Genomic DNA, 16396 nt, shown 5'->3' on the forward strand with positions numbered 1-16396 from the left:
TGGTGGGTTCCGCGGCGGTCGTGACGACCGTGGCGGTGACCGTCCCTCGTACCCCCGTCGCGACGACCGTGGTGGGGACCGCCCGTCGTACCCCCGCCGTGACGATGACCGTGGTGGGTTCCGCGGCGGTCGTGACGACCGTGGCGGTGACCGTCCCTCGTACCCCCGTCGCGACGACCGTGGTGGGGACCGCCCGTCGTACCCCCGTCGTGAGGACGACCGTGGTGGGCGTCCGTCCTACCCGCGTCGTGACGATGACCGTGGTGGGTTCCGCGGCGGTCGTGACGACCGTGGCGGTGACCGTCCCTCGTACCCCCGTCGTGACGACCGTGGTGGGGACCGCCCGTCGTACCCCCGCCGTGACGACCGTGGCGGCGACCGCGGTGGCGACCGTGGTGGGTTCCGTGGTGGCCGCGATGACCGTGGTGGCTACCGTGGTCGCGATGACCGTGGTGGCGACCGCGACTTCCGCGCCGACCGCGACCCGGTCAAGCGGCTTCCGATCGACGAGGACGTCACCGGGCACGAGATCGACGCCGACGTGCGTCAGGAGCTCCTGAGCCTGCCCAAGGGCCTGGCCGAGGAGGTCTCGCGCAACCTGGTCATGGTGGCCCGGCTCATCGACGAGGACCCCGAGCAGGCGTACGCGTACGCCCGGATCGCCCTCCGCCTGGCCTCCCGCGTCGCCGCCGTCCGTGAGGCCGCCGGCTTCGCCGCGTACGCCACGCAGAAGTACAGCGAGGCCCTCGCGGAGTTCCGCGCCTCCAAGCGGATGACCGGCTCCGTCGAGCTGTGGCCCGTCATGGCCGACTGCGAGCGCGGCCTCGGCCGTCCGGAGCGCGCCCTGGCCATGGCCGGCGAGCCCGAGGTGCAGAAGCTGGACAAGGCCGGCCAGGTCGAGATGCGCCTGGTCGCCGCCGGTGCCCGCCGGGACATGGGCGAGCTCGACGCCGCCATCGTGACCCTGCAGAGCCCGGAGCTGGCCTCCAACACCGTCCAGCCCTGGACGGCGCGCCTGCGGTACGCGTACGCCGACGCCCTGCTGGCCGCCGGCCGTGAGGACGAGGCCCGCGAGTGGTTCGCGAAGACCCTGGAGGCCGACAAGGACGGGGCGACCGACGCCTCGGACCGCCTGGCCGAGATCGACGGGGTCGAGTTCGTCGACGCCGCCGTCGAGGAGGAGGAAGCGGACCTCGCTGACGACCTCGACCTCGACGAGGACGACGAGGACGAGGACGAGGCCGAGGTGGCCGCCGCCGAGCGGGCCGCCGACCAGGCCGAGTACTACGACGAGGACGACGAGGAGTACGAGCCCCTCGACGAGGCCGACGTCGACGCGACCGACGAGATCGTGGTCGTCGAGGACGACGAGCGCGACAAGGCGTAAGCCGTGACGAAAGGGCGGCACCCCCTCGGGGGTGCCGCCCTTTCGCATGTCCGGAGAGGTGCGCTCCGGGTCAGTCCACGCTGCGCAGGACCAGGCCGGTGGCCGGCTTCGGGCCGAAGGAGGTCGACTTCCGGGGCATCGTGACGCCCTGGCGGGCCAGGTCCCGGACCACCGCCTCCCGTACGGGGTGCAGCAGGACGGCCGTGCCGCCGTGGCGTTCGGCCATGGCGACGGTGGCGGGGGCGTCGTGGATGTACGTGATCTGGTCGGGGGTGTCCGGGATCTGCCACAGGGCGTCGAGCAGGGTCGCGTGCAGCACGGTCGCGTCCAGCCGGCGCCAGGCCTCGGGCCGGTCGTGGCGGACGGTGCGCTCGATGAGGGCCGGGTCCGGGTCGGTGACCAGGTGGAAGGTGCCGTCGCCGGTGAGCAGGAAGGCGTTGCCGCGTTCCGAGGCGTCAGCGAGGGCCTCCAGGGCCAGCGGGAGCGGGCCGTCGACCGGGCGGACCCGGAAGGAGCCGTCGAGGGCGGCCAGCGCGCGCGACAGCGGCAGGCGGCGCAGCATCCGGTGGATGGCGCGGACCTGGAGCGGGTAGCGGGCGGTGTCCACGAGCAGGACCAGGCCGAAGTCCCACGGGGTGGGCGAGCCGTGCTCCTGCTGGAGGCGCAGGTACGTGGCCCAGCGGTGGTGGCCGTCGGCGATCAGGGCCTGGCGGTGGCCGAGGTCGGTGGTGACGGCGGCCAGTTCGGCGGGGTCGGTGATGGCCCACAGGCTGTGGCAGAAGCCGTCCTCGGTGACGGTCGACAGCAGCGGGGGCCGGCGGGCGGCGGTGGCTTCGATGACCGCGGCCGCTCCCGTGCCGGGGCCGTCGCCCAGGTACGTCAGGAGGAGGGGTTCGAGGTTGGCCGACGTGGCGCGCATCAGGCCCGCCCGGTCGGTGACCACGTCCGGCATGACGTCCTCGTGGGGCAGGACGATGCCGGCCCCGGCGTCGGACAGGGCGAGGGCGCCGATGATGCCGCGCTGGAGGACCCCTGCCTTGCGCTGCTCGTAGACGTAGAGCGCCGGCCGCGGGTCGGTGCTGAGGATGCCCTCGGAGAGCCAGTCCCGGAGGGTGCGGGCGGCCTGTTCGTTGCGTGCGGCCGGGGTCTCGGCCTGCGGCAGGATCAGCCGCACGATGTTGTGCGGATCGGCGGATTCGAGGTAGTCGACTCCGTCGGGGCGCACGACCACGTCGTACGGCGGGGAGGTCACGGCGGCGAGGCTGCCGACGCGCTGCGGGACGTAGCGCAGTCCGTGGAAGGGGATCAGTCGCAGCCCGTGCTCCGCGTTGCCAGGTGTGGTCATTGGTGCATGGTAAGACCCGTCTCGCGATGCGGGATGATCGGGTGAGTGGCCTGGACCGGCGCAAAATCGGACAAGATCGATCCAAAGAAGCCCTGGAAGTACGCGGGGCGCGGAATCAGCGAATGAGGAGCGGCCAGATGACCCCGCAGAGCAGGACCACCCCCGCCGGAAGTCGGCGCGGTCTCCACCAGGCCTACGACACGGCTCTGCTGGACCTGGACGGGGTGGTGTACGCGGGCGGTCTGGCCGTCGCGCACGCCGTGGAGTCCCTCGCCGCGGCCCGGGCCGCGGGGATGCACCTCGCGTACGTCACCAACAACGCGCTGCGCACCCCGGACGCCGTCGCCGGGCACCTGGGCGAGCTCGGCATCCCGACGGATCCGGCCGAGGTGATCACCTCCGCGCAGGCGGTGGCCCGGCTGATCGCGGAGCAGGTGGAGCCGGGGTCGAAGGTGCTGGTGATCGGCGGCGAGGGGCTGCGGGTCGCGCTGCGCGAGCGGGGGCTGGTGCCGGTGGACTCGGCCGAGGAGGAGGGGCTGGCCGCCGTCGTGCAGGGGTACGGGGGGCCGGACCTGGCGTGGGGGCGGTTCGCGGAGGCGGCGTACGCGGTCAACCGCGGCGTGCCGTGGTTCGCTTCGAACACCGACCTGACGATCCCGGGGGCGCGGGGGATCGCGCCGGGCAACGGGGCCGCCGTGGAGGTCGTACGGATCGCCACGGGGGCGGAGCCGCAGGTGGCGGGGAAGCCGCTGCCCCCGATGCACCGGGAGACGGTGCTGCGGACCGGGGCGGAGCGGCCGCTGGTCGTCGGGGACCGGCTGGACACCGACATCGAGGGTGCCTTCAACGGGGAGGTGGACTCGCTGCTGGTCCTGACCGGGGTGACGGACGCGGCCCAGCTGCTGCGGGCAGTGCCGAAGCACCGGCCGACGTACGTGGACCGGGACCTGCGCGGGCTGCTGACCGGGCAGCCGGAGGTGGAGCCGGCCGGGGAGGGCTTCCGCTGCGGCGGGTGGACGGCGGTCGCGCTGGAGGACGTACTGGACCTGCGGGGTGAGGGGGATCCCCTGGACGGGCTGCGGGCGCTGTGCGCGGCGGCGTGGACGCGGGCGGGGGAGGGCTCCTGCCTGCTGGACGCGGGGAAGGCCCTCGACCTGCTGGGGCTCCAGGGGTTCCAGGGGCTTGAGGGGGCGTAGCGGCCGCAGGGCCGCGGCGCCTGGGGAACCCCGGCAGGCCGGGCCCGGGGTGGGCCGGGCGGGGGTGGCGGGCGGTGCCGGGAGTGTTCGACCGTGCGGTGGGATCATCGCGGTCAGAGGGTAGGCTAACCTAACCTCCGTGTTGGTTGAGAGTCCCCCCGAACAGAGCACGGCGCCGGCAGTGGCCGCCCGTCCGCGCCACGGCGCCCGTGCCGCCGGTCTGCTGGCCGCCCTCGTCGTACTGGCCCTGGTGGTGGTGGCGAGCATCGCCGTCGGCGCCAGGGCGATGCCCCTGGAACAGGTCTGGCACGGCCTCTTCCACTTCACGGGGACCACCGAGGACGTGGTCGTACGGGACCTGCGGATCCCGCGCACCCTCCTGGGCGTGATGGTCGGGCTGGCCCTCGGCCTGTCCGGCGCGGTGATGCAGGCGCTGACCCGCAATCCGCTGGCCGAGCCCGGCATCCTCGGAGTCAACGCGGGCGCCGCGGCGGCGGTCGTCTCGGCGATCAGCTTCCTCGGGGCCGACTCCCTGGACGAGTTCGTGTGGTGGGCCTTCCTCGGCGCCGCGCTCGTCTCGGTCCTCGTCTACGTGCTCGGCGGCAGCCGCAGCGCGACGCCGGTGCGGCTCGCGCTCGCGGGTACGGCGGCCAGCGCGGCGCTCGTCGGATACATCAACGCGGTCCAGCTGATGGACAGCAAGGCCCTGGACAAGCTGCGCTTCTGGACGGTGGGTTCGCTCGCCTCCGCCACGATGGACACCGTCACGCAGGTGGCGCCCTTCCTGCTGGCCGGGGCCGTGCTCGCGCTCGCGCTCGGCCGGCCGCTCAACGCGATGGCCCTGGGCGACGACACCGCGCGGGCGCTCGGCGCCCACCTGACCCGGACCCGCGTCGCGGCCATGGTCGCCATCACCCTGCTGTGCGGGGCCGCGACCGCCGCGTGCGGGCCGATCGTCTTCGTCGGGCTGATGATCCCGCACCTGGTGCGCCTGGTCACCGGGCCCGACATGCGCTGGGTGCTCGCGTACTCGGCGGTGCTGTCGCCCGTGCTGCTGCTGGGCGCCGACGTGGTCGGACGGGTCGTCACCCGGCCCGGCGAGCTCCAGGTCGGCATCGTCACCGCGCTCATCGGCGGTCCCGTCTTCATCTACCTGGTTCGGCGCAAGAGGATGGCCCAGCTGTGACCGCGACCCCCCTCGCCCCGGCGAACACGACCACGCAGGCGCCCGCGAAGGGCGTCCGGCTGCGCGCGCTGCGCGGACCCGGCGGCCTCTCGCTGCGCGTCGAGGCCCGCGCCCTGGTGACCGGGGCGGTGCTGGCCGCCGTGGCGCTGGCCCTGGCGGTCGTGCTCATCGGCACCGGCGACTTCGAGATCGCCCCGGCGGACGTCGTACGGACGCTGCTGGGCAACGGCAGCCCCGCCGACGACTTCATCGTCAACGACCTGCGGCTGCCGCGGGTCCTGGTCGCGGTGCTGGTCGGCGCGGCCCTCGGGATGGCCGGGGCGGTCTTCCAGTCCGTCTCGCGCAATCCGCTCGGCTCTCCCGACCTGCTCGGCTTCGGGTACGGCTCGGCGGTCGGCGCACTGGTCGTCATCATCCTGTTCAAGGGCGGTGCGGCCGAGGTCGCGGCCGGCGCGGTGGCGGGCGGGGTGCTCGCGGGCGCCGCCGTCTACCTGCTCGCGTACAAGCAGGGGGTCCACGGCTACCGGCTGGTGCTCGTCGGCATCGGCTCCTCCGCCGTCCTCGTCGCCGTCATCCAGTACCTGATCGCCAAGGCGCAGCTCGTCGAGGCCACCCGGGCGATGGTCTGGCTGACCGGTTCGCTGGCCGGCCGCGACTGGTCGCAGGTCTGGCCGCTGCTGGCGACCTGCGCGCTGCTGTTCCCGCTGGTCCTCGGGCAGAACCGGGCCCTGCGGATGATCGAGATGGGCGACGACTCCGCGTACGCGCTGGGCGTGCCGGTGGAGCGGACCCGGATGCTGCTGATGCTCGCGGCGGTCCTGCTGACCACGGCGGCGGCCGCCGCGGCCGGCCCGATCAGCTTCGTCGCCCTGGCCGCGCCCCAGCTGGCCCGGCGGCTGACGCGCTCGCCCGGCCCGAACCTGCTCACCGGCGCGCTGATGGGCGCCGTCCTGCTGCTGGCCTCCGACCTGGCCTCGCAGCGGGCCTTCGGCGCCGACCAGCTGCCGGTGGGCGTGGTGACCGGCCTGGTCGGCGGCGTCTACCTGCTCTGGCTGCTCGTCACCGAGCGCAAGGCGGGACGCATATGAGCGCGCGGGGCGCCAGGCTCCCCGCGCCCGGCAACGAGCCCGGCAAGGCGCCGGGCCACACGAGGAGTACCCAAGTGCAGCGGCTGACCGCGGAGAACGTCACCCTCGGCTACGACCAGCGGGTCATCGCCGAGAACCTGTCGGTGGAGATCCCCGACCACTCCTTCACCGTGATCGTCGGCCCCAACGCCTGCGGCAAGTCCACGCTGCTGCGGGCCCTGTCGCGGATGCTGAAGCCGTCCGCCGGGCGGGTGCTGCTGGACGGCCAGGCCATCTCCTCGATGCCGGCGAAGAAGGTGGCCAGGACGCTGGGGCTGCTCCCGCAGTCCTCGATCGCGCCCGACGGGATCACCGTCGCCGACCTGGTCTCGCGCGGCCGGTACCCGCACCAGGGGCTGCTGCGCCAGTGGTCGGAGCAGGACGAGCGGATCGTCGCGGAGTCGATGGCCTCGACCGGGGTCGCCGAACTGGCCGACCGGGCCGTGGACGAGCTGTCGGGCGGGCAGCGCCAGCGGGTGTGGATCGCGATGGCACTGGCCCAGCAGACCCCGCTGCTGCTCCTGGACGAGCCGACGACCTACCTGGACATCCAGCACCAGCTCGACGTGCTCGACCTGTGCGCGGAGCTCCACGAGAACCAGGGCCGGACCCTGGTGGCGGTGCTGCACGACCTCAACCACGCGGCCCGCTACGCCACCCACCTGATCGCCCTGCGCGGCGGCGTCGTCGTCGCCGAGGGCCCGCCCGCGGAGGTGGTCACCGCCGAGCTGGTGGAGGAGGTCTTCGGGGTGCGCTGCCAGATCATCGACGACCCGGAGACCGGGACGCCGCTGGTGGTCCCCGCCGCCCGTCAGGCCCGCGCCGGGGCGGGCGTCTGAGTCCACCGCAGGGCCGGCCCGGCCCTGCGCCTCAGAGCATGCTCTTGAGCCGCAGCAGGTCCCGGAAGCCGGCCTCCAGGCGGACCCGGCCCGAGGCCCAGGCCTTGGCGAACTTCAGCTCGCCGGCGACCAGCGCGAGCAGGTCGTCACCGGCCATCGCGAGCCGGATCTCGGCCTTGGCGCGCGGCGGCCCCGGGGCGACCGCGTCCACCCGGATCCGGCCGTTGTCGAGGCGTCCGGAAAAGGTCTGGTCGAGGTCGGTGATGTGACAGCTCAGGGAGCGGTCGAAGGCGGCCGCGCCGCGCACGCCGTCATCGGCCCGCGCCAGGTTGTCGGACAGTCGGTCGAGTGCGTCGCGGCACTCCTGGATCGTAGCCATGGTGATCACGACCGTACCGCAGAGCCCTGCGTGGCCGGACCCGCGCTTCGGGGTAGCGTCGGGGCATGACCGACGACGTGTCCGGGGGCCTTCCGGACGTCCCCGAGGAGCCCGGGGCGGAGCCCGCCGGGGATCCCGCGGGCCCCGCTCCGCTGGGCCTCGTGCGCACCCCCACCGGCCACGCCGGGGTCGACGCGCACCTGGAGCGGCTGGCCGACGCCGACCACCTGCCTGCGGACGAGCACGCCGCGGTGTACGAGGATGTCCACGGGGGACTGCGCGAGGCGCTGACCGCGCTGGACGCACCGCCCGTCCCCGGACCTTACGAAAACAGGAGCTGAACCGAACGTGGCAGGAGTGGCACGCCGCCGCCTGGACGCCGAACTGGTACGCCGCAGCATGGCCCGCTCGCGGGAGCACGCGGCCCAGCTGATCGCCGCGGGACGGGTCACCGTCGGCGGCGCCACCGCGACCAAACCGGCCACGCAGGTCGAGACCAGCGCGGCCCTCGTCGTCCTCAAGGACGACAGCGACCCCGACTACGTCTCCCGGGGCGGCCACAAGCTGGCCGGCGCCCTCACCGCGTTCCGTCCGCTGGGGCTGGAGGTCGAGGGCCGGCGGGCGCTGGACGCGGGGGCCTCGACCGGGGGCTTCACCGACGTGCTGCTGCGCGCGGGCGTGGCCCACGTCGTCGCCGTGGACGTCGGCTACGGGCAGCTCGCCTGGTCGCTGCAGAGCGATGAGCGGGTCACCGTCAAGGACCGTACGAACGTCCGCGAGCTGACCGTCGAGCTGATCGACGGGATCCCCGTCGACCTGGTCGTCGGCGATCTGTCCTTCATCTCCATCGGGCTGGTGCTGCCGGCGCTGGTGCGCTGCACCGCGCCCGGCGCGGACCTGGTGCTGATGGTCAAGCCGCAGTTCGAGGTCGGCAAGGAGCGCCTGGGCAGCGGCGGCGTGGTGCGCAGTCCCGAGTTGCGGGCGGAGGCCGTGCGGGAGGTCGCTGCGCAGGCCTGGAAGCTGGGACTGGGCGTGCTCGGGGTGACGGCGAGCCCGCTGCCGGGGCCGTCGGGCAACGTCGAGTACTTTCTGTGGCTCCGGGCGGGGGCACCCGCGCTCGACCCGGGGGATGTCGATCGTGCAGTGGCGGAGGGGCCGCAGTGACAGACGCGTCAGCAGGTTCAGCAGGTTCGGCAGTTTCGGGGGGCCCGGGAGACCGGGAGGGGGAGGTGCGGACCGTCTTCCTGCTCGCGCACACCGGGCGGCCGGCGGCCATCCGCAGCGCGGAGCTGGTCGTGCTCGGTCTGCTGCGCTCGGGCCTGCGGGTCAGGGTGCTGGAGCAGGAGGCGCGGGACCTGCCGCTGCCGCCCGAGGTGGAGCTCGTCGCCGAGTGCACGCCGAAGGTGTTCGACGGGTGCGAGCTGCTGATCGTGCTGGGCGGGGACGGGACCCTGCTGCGCGGGGCGGAGTTCGCGCGCGGTTCGGGAGTGCCGATGCTGGGCGTCAACCTGGGCCGGGTGGGCTTCCTCGCCGAGGCCGAGCGGGACGACCTGGACAAGGTCGTGGACCGGGTGGTGTCGAAGTCGTACGAGGTCGAGGAGCGCATGACCCTCGACGTCCTCGTGCGGACCAACGGTGACGTGGTCCACCGGGACTGGGCGCTGAACGAGGCCGCCGTCCAGAAGGTCTCCGCGGAGCGGATGCTGGAGGTGGTCCTGGAGATCGACGGGCGTCCGGTGACCGGCTTCGGCTGTGACGGGATCGTCTGCGCGACGCCGACGGGCTCGACGGCGTACGCCTTCTCGGCGGGCGGGCCGGTGGTCTGGCCGGAGGTGGAGGCGCTGCTGATGGTGCCGATCAGCGCGCACGCCCTGTTCGCGAAGCCGCTGGTGACCTCGCCCACCTCGGTGCTGGCGGTGGAGGTGCAGAACGGCACCCCGCACGGGGCCCTGTGGTGCGACGGGCGCCGGACGCTGGAGCTGCCGTCGGGGGCGCGGGTCGAGGTGCGCCGGGGCACGGTGCCGGTGCGGCTCGCCCGGCTGCACCACGCGTCGTTCACGGACCGGCTGGTCGCGAAGTTCGCGTTGCCGGTGTCGGGCTGGCGGGGCGCCCCGCACGAGACCAGCTGACCATGTAATAGCACATGCGTTCGGAGAACTCCGGGCGGGTGACGTCACATGGCACCCGGGAAACCTCGGTATCGTCGTCCCGTGCTTGAGGAGATGCGGATACGGTCGCTCGGGGTCATCGACGACGCGGTGGTCGAGCTGTCGCCCGGTTTCACCGCGGTGACCGGCGAGACCGGCGCGGGCAAGACGATGGTCGTCACCAGCCTCGGGCTGCTGCTCGGCGGCCGCGCCGACCCGGCCCTGGTGCGGATCGGGGCCAAGGCGGCGGTCGTGGAGGGGCGCGTCGTGCTGCGCCCCGACGCGCCCGCCGCGCTGCGCGCGCAGGAGGCGGGCGCCGAGCTCGACGAGGGCGCCCTGCTGATCAGCCGGACGGTGTCCGCCGAGGGGCGTTCGCGCGCCCACGTCGGCGGCCGCTCCGTCCCCGTGGGCCTGCTCGGCGAGCTCGCCGACGACCTCGTCGCCGTCCACGGACAGACCGACCAGCAGGGGCTGCTGAGGCCCGCCCGGCAGCGGCAGGCCCTCGACCGGTACGCCGGGGACGCGGTCGCCGTCCCCCTGGAGAAGTACGCGGGCGCCTACCGGCGGCTGCGGGCCGTCGCCGTCGAGCTGGACGAGATCACCACCCGGGCCCGGGAACGCGCCCAGGAGGCGGACCTGCTGCGGTTCGGCCTCGACGAGATCGCCGCCCTGGAACCCCTGCCCGGCGAGGACGCCGAGCTGGCCGCGGAGGCGGAGCGGCTCGGGCACGCCGAATCGCTGGCCTCCGCCGCGCAGGCGGCGCACGGGGCGCTCGCCGGGGACGTGGAGGACCCGGAGGGCGTCGACGCCAACACCCTCGTCGCCGGTGCCCACCGCGCCCTGGAATCCGTACGCTCCCACGACCCGGTGCTCGGCGGTCTCGCGGACCGGATCGCGGAGCTCGGGATCCTGCTGGCCGACGTGGCCGGGGAACTCGCCGGGTACGCCGGCGACCTCGACGCCGACCCGCTGCGGCTCGCCGCCGTGGAGGAGCGGCGGGCGGCGCTGACCCAGCTGGTGCGCAAGTACGGGGACGCCGACGGCGGACTGGGAGCCGTACTGGAGTGGGCCGAGCGGGGATCGAAGCGGCTGCTGGAACTGGACGGCGACGACGAGCGGATCGGCGAGCTCACCGCCGAACGCGACGGGCTGCGCGGCGAACTCTCCGCCCTGGCCCAGGCCCTGACGGACGCCCGGACGGAGGCCGCCGCGCGGTTCGCCGCCGACGTGACCGCCGAGCTCGCCTCCCTCGCCATGCCGCACGCGCGGGTGACCTTCGACATCCGCCAGACCGAGGACGCCGACGGCGTCGAGGTCGGCGGGCGCCCGGTCGCCTACGGGCCCTCGGGCGCGGACGAGGTCGAACTGCTGCTGGCGCCGCACCCCGGCGCCCAGCCGCGGCCGATCGCCAAGGGCGCCTCGGGCGGTGAGCTGTCGCGGGTCATGCTGGCGGTGGAGGTCGTCTTCGCCGGCTCCGACCCGGTGCCCACGTACCTCTTCGACGAGGTCGACGCGGGCGTCGGCGGCAAGGCGGCCGTCGAGGTCGGGCGACGGCTGGCGAAGCTGGCCAGGTCCGCCCAGGTCGTCGTCGTCACCCACCTCCCGCAGGTGGCGGCCTTCGCGGACCGCCAGCTGCTCGTGGAGAAGACCGTCGACGGATCGGTGACCCGCTCCGGCGTGACCGTCCTGGAGGGCGAGGACCGCATCCGCGAACTGTCGCGGATGCTCGCCGGCCAGGAGGACTCGCAGACGGCCCGGGCCCATGCGGAGGAACTCCTGGAGGCGGCGCGCGCGGACGCCTGAGCGAGCGCGCGCCCGCACGGGGACGGATGCCGACGGGGGCCGGGAACGCAGGGCGTTCCGGGCCCCCGTCGGCGTCCGAAAGGGCATCGGGATGACGCGAAACTAGCCCGTGTGGGTGAGGCTGGGGGGCGCACGACGGTATCCCGCACGGGATCCGCACCCGTATGGTCCCGGAACGCGCGTGCGGACTGGCATCCTGGGCGACGTCTCTGACCCCTCACCCTGGAGCTTCGGCCCGTGAGCAGCTCCCCGGTCTCCCTTCCGGTCCCCGCACAGCCGTACGGGCGGCCCCCGCTGCGTACCGTCCAGGTCCTCGGCGCCGCCGGTGCGGGCAGCTGCGCGCACGTGCGGTCCCTCGCGACCGGGCTCGCCGCCCGGGGCGTGCGGGTGACCGTGTGCGCCCCCGTCGCGGCCGAAGGCGAGTACGACTTCACCGGCGCGGGCGCGCAGTTCACCCCGGACGCGGTGAGCGCCCTGCGGGCCGCCTGCGCCGGGGCCGACGTGGTGCACGCGCACGGCCTGCGGGCCGGGATGCGGGCCGCGCTGGCGCTGAGCGGCGGCGGGCGGCGGGTACCGCTCGTGGTGACCTGGCACGGGGGCGCCCCGGAGCCCGCGGGCGCGCTCGGGCGGCTGAGCCGGCTGCTGGAGCGGCGCGTGGCACGGGCCGCCGCCGTGGTGCTGGGCGCCTCCACCGACCAGGTCGACCTGGCGCGGCGGCGCGGGGCCCGCGACGCCCGGCTGGCGGCCCCGGCCGTACCCGTCCCGGCGCCCGTCTCCCCCGCCCCCGGCGGGGAACCGGCCGCGGAGGCCGGCAAGACGCGGGCGGAACTGGGCGCCGTGGAGCGGCCCTTGGTGATCGCCGTGGGCAGTCTCGTGGCACGCCGCGGCTACTCCCTGCTGCTCGACGCGGCCCGCGCCTGGCGGGTGCTGGATCCGCTCCCGCTGCTGGTGATCGCGGGGGAGGGGCCGCTGCGGGCCGAACTCGCCCGGCGGATCGAGGCGGAGGGCCTCCCCGTACGGCTGCTGGGCCGGCGCCGGGACGCGGACCGGCTGCTGGCCGCGGCCGACGTGGCGGTGCTGCCGAGCCGCTGGGAGGGCCGCTCGCTACTGGCCCAGGAGGCGCTGCGGGCCGGGGTGGCCCTGGTGGCCACGGAGGTCGGCGGGGTCCCGGAACTGGTGGGCGACGCGGCGGTCCTCGTCCCGTACGGGGACCCTGGCGCCCTGGCCGGCGCGGTGGCCGGCCTCCTCCACGACCCGGACCGCCGCGCGGCCCTCGCCATCGCCGGCCGCGCCCAGGCCGCGACCTGGCCCTCGGAGGACGACACGGTGGCCCAGGTCCTCTCGGTCTACGACGAACTGATGGAACGCCACCGCCCCTGACCCACCCATGGGTGCTCCGCAAGGCGCCCTCTCCGCCCTTCGGAGCGGGTACCGGCCCCGGACGACCTCCTGACGCCGATCCGAGCGAAGCGCGTAGCGATCTGCCGCGAACGGCGGCCCCCGACTCGGTACGACGTCGGCCCGGAGGCCGCTCCCGCCGCCTTTCCCCCCGACAGCCCGCCGGATCGCTGAGGGAGCCGCTCCTCGGGCTCTGGACCGTGCCGTTCTTTTGGGGGTTTCCCGCCAGTCCTTGTCTTTCCGGGGCGGGCCGGTCTGTCAAGGGTGGCCGAAGGCCATCGCGTAGCGACGCGACGAAGGAGCGCCCTTGACGGGCCGGCCCGACGCGGAAGGACGATGGGACTGACGGGAAACCCCCAAACCCTCCCTGAGCCCGCCCCGCCGGGACCCGCCCCCCACCCACCGCCCCGCACCCGGGGAGGCGGGTGGGCAGACGCCGCCCGGCCGGGACCAGTCGAGGGGGAGATGGCGGGCCCGCACCACGCCCCCGCCCCCCGCCCCCTCAGGAAGGCGTCGCGTGCCGCCGTGCCCGGAGGGCCAGGCTCAGGGAGAGGACCGTCTCCGGGTCGTCGAGATCGGTGCCCAGCAGCTCCGAGATGCGGGCCAGGCGGTTGTACAGGGTCTGGCGGTTCAGGTGGAGCTCCCGGGCCGTCTCCGCCTTGCGGCCCGCGTGGGCCAGGTAGGTCTCCAGGGTGGGCAGCAGGGGCGGCCGCGAGTTCGCGTCGTGGACCCGCAGCGCGCCGATCGCCCGGTCCACGAACGCCGCCAGGTCGGGGTGCTCGCGCAGCCGCCACAGCAGCAGGTCGATGTCGAGGCGCCGGGCGTCGTACCAGGGGCGGGCCGGCAGCCCGTGCGCGGCCGTGGCCGTCTCGGCGGCGTGCCGCAGCCCGGCCGAGGCCGCCGCCCAGCTGCCCGAGACACCGACGACCACCGCCGGCGGGGCCCCGGCCCGGTCGAGGCCGGCCCGTTCCACCCCGGCCCGCAGCGCGGCCGCGACCCGGTCGGCGACCGCCGCGCGTTCCGACTCGGCGCGCAGCGAGACCAGCAGCGGGACCCGCCCCTCCACCGGGCGGACGCCCAGCAGCACCGGGACCCCGACCGACGAGAGCTCCTCCAGCACCGCCCGGGCCAGCACGGCCCAGTTCCCCGAGGCCCCGAGGTCCGAGGACAGCCGCATCACGATCGGCAGCAGCGGCCCCGTGCCGGGCCGGAAGCCCAGGACCCGGGCCTGCGCCGGGGCGTCCTCCGCCGAGATGCGGCCCTCCGCCAGGTCCGTCAGGAAGTCGCCCCGGCCGCGTGCGGCCAGCTCCTCCTCCTGCCGGGCCTGCATGAGGACGACCGCCAGGACCCCGGCCGTGCGCTCCGCCGCCATCCGGTGGACCGGCAGCAGCGGCGCCGACACCCCGGCCAGGACGACCCGGGCCCGCACCGACCCCGTGCCGGGGCCGCCGCCGGGCACGTCGACCACGACCGCGGTCGCCGAGGGTTCGGCCGCGCGCTGGCCGCGCAGGCCCTCCCACACCTGGAGGGGGTCGGCGGCGGCGTCCCCGGCCCCCGGCCCGGCCGCGTACAGCAGCTGGCCGTCCGCGGTCTCCAGGAAGACGGGGTTCGCGGTGAAATCTGCCAGGACGCGCAGCACCTGCGGGATCCCGCCGCCCCCCAGCAGGGCCTCGGTGCAGCGCCGGTGGACCTCCTCGGCCCGCTGGAGCAGCGCGTAGTGCCCGTTGACGATCTCGGTGTGGACCTCTTCGGTGACGGCCACGAAGGGGACCTCGCGGTGCAGCTGCACCAGCGGGAGTCCCGCGGCCTTCGCGGTCTCCACGATGGTGGCCGGCAGCCGCGTGAACCGCGGGCCGAGTTCCACCACCAGCGCGGCGATGCCCCGGTCCGCGAGACGGCGTACGAAGGCGCGCTGTTCGGCGGGCCGGGTGCCCAGCCCCAGGCCGGTGGTCAGCAGCAGCTCCCCGCCCTTGAGCAGCGAGGCGATGTTGGGGACCTCCCCGGCGTGCACCCAGCGGACGGTCCGGCCCAGCCGGTCGGCGCAGGCCACCACCTCCGGAAGACCGCCGCGCAGTCCCGGCAGCTCCAGTGCCCGCTGAACCGTGATCCCGCCCTGGTTGTCCATATCGCGGACGCTACCAAAGGGTCACGCGGGCCTGATGTTGTGGTTGAAGCGGAAGACGTTGTCGGGGTCGTAGTGCCGCTTCACCGCGCCGAGGCGCCGCAGGTTCTCCTCGCCGAGCCCGGCGGCCACCCGCTCCTCGCCCTCGTCGCCGAGGAAGTTGAGGTAGACCGCCCCGCTGCTCCAGGGCCGTACGTCGGCCCGTACGTCCTTCACCCACCGCCTGCACCGCTCGTCGTCGGCCGGGTCCTCCCAGATGGCGAACGGGTGCACCGCCCACGGCGAGTCCCGGTACGGCACCGGGAACCCGTCCGGCGCCTCGGCGATGGCCCCGCCCAGCGGGAACAGGATGTGCTGGGTGCCGGTGGGGACCGGCATGGAACCCGCCCGGGAGCAGAAGACGTCCACCGCCTCGTCGGGCAGGCCCGTCAGGTACTCGGCGGACCAGTAGTTCCGCAGGCCCGGAGGGTCGTCGAGCATGCACTGGAGGTCGGCGTACGGGATGGCCGTGACGACCTCGGCCTCGTGCGGCACCGCCAGCAGGGGCGCGGCGAGCCGGCGCATGGCCTCCTCCGGGCCGGCGTACGTCAGCAGGACCGCGCACAGCAGGCTGCCGACCAGGTGGGGCGGGACGAACGGTTCGGGAGGGGCGGTCAGGAAGATCACGCCGCCGCTCGCCTCGCGCGGCCCGGACGCGATGAGCTCCCGGTACAGGCCCGTGACCTCGGCGCCCCGTTCGGGCGCGTACAGCAGCATCGCGATCGACATCGCGGGCAGCTCGTGCAGCCGCAGGGTCAGCGAGGTGACCACCCCGAAGTTGCCGCCGCCGCCGTGCAGCGCCCAGAACAGCTCCGGGTGGTCGGCGGCGGTCGCCGTCACGCACGTGCCGTCGGCGGTGACCACGTCCGCCCCGACGAGGTTGTCCACCGCCAGCCCGAACGCCCGGTCCAGCCAGCCCGAGCCCCCGCCGAGCACGAACCCGCCGACGCCGGTGGTGGAGGCCCGGCCGCCGGTGGTGGCGAGGTCGTACGGCTGGCAGGCCCGGTCCAGATGGCTCATGGTGGCGCCGCCGCCGACCCGGACGGCCTTCGCCGCCGGATGCACCGTCACCTCGTGCATCCGGCGCAGGTCCACGACCAGCGCCCCGTCGCCCAGGGCCATGCCGGCCACGCTGTGGCCGCCGCCGCGGACCGCGACCGGCAGGTCCAGCTCGCGGGCGAAGCGGACCGCCGTGACCACGTCCGCCTCGTCCTCGCACTGGGCGATGACGGCCGGACGCCGGTCGATCATGCCGTTGAACACCCTGCGGACCTCGTCGTACCCGCCGTCGTCCGGGGTGAAGACCGCGCCGGCCAGGTCCTCGCGGAGCGCGGCAAGAGCCGTGCCCGCCTTCGAGAGGGGTGCCATGGCCACCCCCCCTTCCCGAGAGGGGCGTTGGACCCTTCCAGACTAGGCGGGCACGTCCGG

15 protein-coding genes are annotated in these 16396 nt (G+C 74.9%); 10 read left to right on the forward strand and 5 right to left on the reverse strand.

The features are described 5' to 3' along the window. Positions 1-526: hypothetical protein (locus ABZW32_RS12365; protein ID WP_356214599.1), on the reverse strand; the 526-nt coding region annotated here is incomplete at its 3' end. A gap of 15 nt (positions 527-541) precedes the next feature. Between ABZW32_RS12365 and ABZW32_RS12370 the strand changes: the two genes are divergently transcribed. Next, the gene (locus tag ABZW32_RS12370; protein ID WP_356214601.1) at positions 542-1387 is read left to right on the forward strand and encodes a hypothetical protein; all 846 of its coding nucleotides are present in this window, start codon (positions 542-544) and stop codon (positions 1385-1387) included. A 70-nt stretch (positions 1388-1457) separates the two neighbouring features. Here the strand turns inward: ABZW32_RS12370 and ABZW32_RS12375 are convergent, their stop codons facing one another. Beyond that, positions 1458-2732 carry a DUF1015 domain-containing protein gene (locus ABZW32_RS12375; protein WP_356214603.1) on the reverse strand — a complete coding sequence of 425 codons (1275 nt, stop codon included), beginning with the start codon at positions 2730-2732 and terminating at the stop codon, positions 1458-1460. Between the two features lie 137 nt (positions 2733-2869). Here ABZW32_RS12375 and ABZW32_RS12380 point away from each other — a divergent pair, with 137 nt between their 5' ends. The 4 genes from ABZW32_RS12380 to ABZW32_RS12395 all read left to right on the forward strand — a co-directional run bounded on the left by ABZW32_RS12380 (position 2870) and on the right by ABZW32_RS12395 (position 7080). Beyond that, a complete protein-coding gene (locus tag ABZW32_RS12380; RefSeq protein WP_356214605.1) occupies positions 2870-3928 on the forward strand; it encodes an HAD hydrolase-like protein in 1059 nt (352 codons plus the stop codon). 139 nt (positions 3929-4067) lie between these two features. Beyond that, the gene (locus tag ABZW32_RS12385; protein ID WP_356214607.1) at positions 4068-5114 is read left to right on the forward strand and encodes an iron chelate uptake ABC transporter family permease subunit; all 1047 of its coding nucleotides are present in this window, start codon (positions 4068-4070) and stop codon (positions 5112-5114) included. A 59-nt stretch (positions 5115-5173) separates the two neighbouring features. After that, complete coding sequence (locus tag ABZW32_RS12390; RefSeq protein WP_356214770.1) at positions 5174-6202, forward strand: iron chelate uptake ABC transporter family permease subunit; 1029 nt, start codon at positions 5174-5176, stop codon at positions 6200-6202. Further along, positions 6163-7080 carry an ABC transporter ATP-binding protein gene (locus ABZW32_RS12395; RefSeq protein ID WP_356214772.1) on the forward strand — a complete coding sequence of 306 codons (918 nt, stop codon included), beginning with the start codon at positions 6163-6165 and terminating at the stop codon, positions 7078-7080. The genes ABZW32_RS12390 and ABZW32_RS12395 overlap by 40 nt, the downstream gene beginning before the upstream one ends. Positions 7081-7111: 31 nt before the next feature. On the opposite strand, the gene ABZW32_RS12400 is transcribed toward ABZW32_RS12395, so the two are convergent. Next, positions 7112-7459 (reverse strand): SCP2 sterol-binding domain-containing protein, encoded by a 348-nt coding sequence (locus ABZW32_RS12400; RefSeq protein ID WP_356214609.1) that lies wholly within the window; start codon positions 7457-7459, stop codon positions 7112-7114. 65 nt (positions 7460-7524) lie between these two features. On the opposite strand from ABZW32_RS12400, the gene ABZW32_RS12405 reads away from it, so the two are divergent. The 5 genes from ABZW32_RS12405 (at position 7525) to ABZW32_RS12425 (ending at position 12789) form a co-directional block, all read left to right on the forward strand. Continuing rightward, complete coding sequence (locus tag ABZW32_RS12405; RefSeq protein WP_356214611.1) at positions 7525-7800, forward strand: hypothetical protein; 276 nt, start codon at positions 7525-7527, stop codon at positions 7798-7800. A 7-nt stretch (positions 7801-7807) separates the two neighbouring features. After that, positions 7808-8623, forward strand: coding sequence for a TlyA family RNA methyltransferase (locus ABZW32_RS12410; RefSeq protein ID WP_356214613.1), 816 nt, complete (start codon positions 7808-7810; stop codon positions 8621-8623). 65 nt (positions 8624-8688) lie between these two features. Continuing rightward, positions 8689-9588, forward strand: coding sequence for an NAD kinase (locus ABZW32_RS12415; protein WP_356214615.1), 900 nt, complete (start codon positions 8689-8691; stop codon positions 9586-9588). A 93-nt stretch (positions 9589-9681) separates the two neighbouring features. Continuing rightward, a complete protein-coding gene (gene recN, locus ABZW32_RS12420) occupies positions 9682-11409 on the forward strand; it encodes a DNA repair protein RecN (protein WP_356214774.1) in 1728 nt (575 codons plus the stop codon). A 237-nt stretch (positions 11410-11646) separates the two neighbouring features. Continuing rightward, positions 11647-12789 (forward strand): glycosyltransferase family 4 protein, encoded by a 1143-nt coding sequence (locus tag ABZW32_RS12425; RefSeq protein ID WP_356214617.1) that lies wholly within the window; start codon positions 11647-11649, stop codon positions 12787-12789. Between the two features lie 520 nt (positions 12790-13309). On the opposite strand, the gene ABZW32_RS12430 is transcribed toward ABZW32_RS12425, so the two are convergent. After that, a complete protein-coding gene (locus ABZW32_RS12430) occupies positions 13310-14932 on the reverse strand; it encodes a PucR family transcriptional regulator (RefSeq protein ID WP_356214619.1) in 1623 nt (540 codons plus the stop codon). Between the two features lie 21 nt (positions 14933-14953). Continuing rightward, entirely contained in the window at positions 14954-16336 is a 1383-nt protein-coding gene (locus ABZW32_RS12435; protein ID WP_356214621.1) for an FAD-binding oxidoreductase, read from the reverse strand. Positions 16337-16396: the final 60 nt, after the last annotated feature.

This window comes from Streptomyces sp. NPDC004667 (assembly GCF_040609475.1).
In the GTDB taxonomy this organism is placed as follows: domain Bacteria; phylum Actinomycetota; class Actinomycetes; order Streptomycetales; family Streptomycetaceae; genus Streptomyces.

Coding starts and splice junctions, on each gene's coding strand:
- ABZW32_RS12375 (WP_356214603.1), bottom strand. CDS start 2,732: ATGACCACACCTGGCAACGCGGAGCACGGGCTGCGACTGATCCCCTTC.
- ABZW32_RS12380 (WP_356214605.1), top strand. CDS start 2,870: ATGACCCCGCAGAGCAGGACCACCCCCGCCGGAAGTCGGCGCGGTCTC.
- ABZW32_RS12400 (WP_356214609.1), bottom strand. CDS start 7,459: ATGGCTACGATCCAGGAGTGCCGCGACGCACTCGACCGACTGTCCGAC.
- ABZW32_RS12405 (WP_356214611.1), top strand. CDS start 7,525: ATGACCGACGACGTGTCCGGGGGCCTTCCGGACGTCCCCGAGGAGCCC.
- recN (WP_356214774.1), top strand. CDS start 9,682: ATGCGGATACGGTCGCTCGGGGTCATCGACGACGCGGTGGTCGAGCTG.
- ABZW32_RS12430 (WP_356214619.1), bottom strand. CDS start 14,932: ATGGACAACCAGGGCGGGATCACGGTTCAGCGGGCACTGGAGCTGCCG.
- ABZW32_RS12435 (WP_356214621.1), bottom strand. CDS start 16,336: ATGGCACCCCTCTCGAAGGCGGGCACGGCTCTTGCCGCGCTCCGCGAG.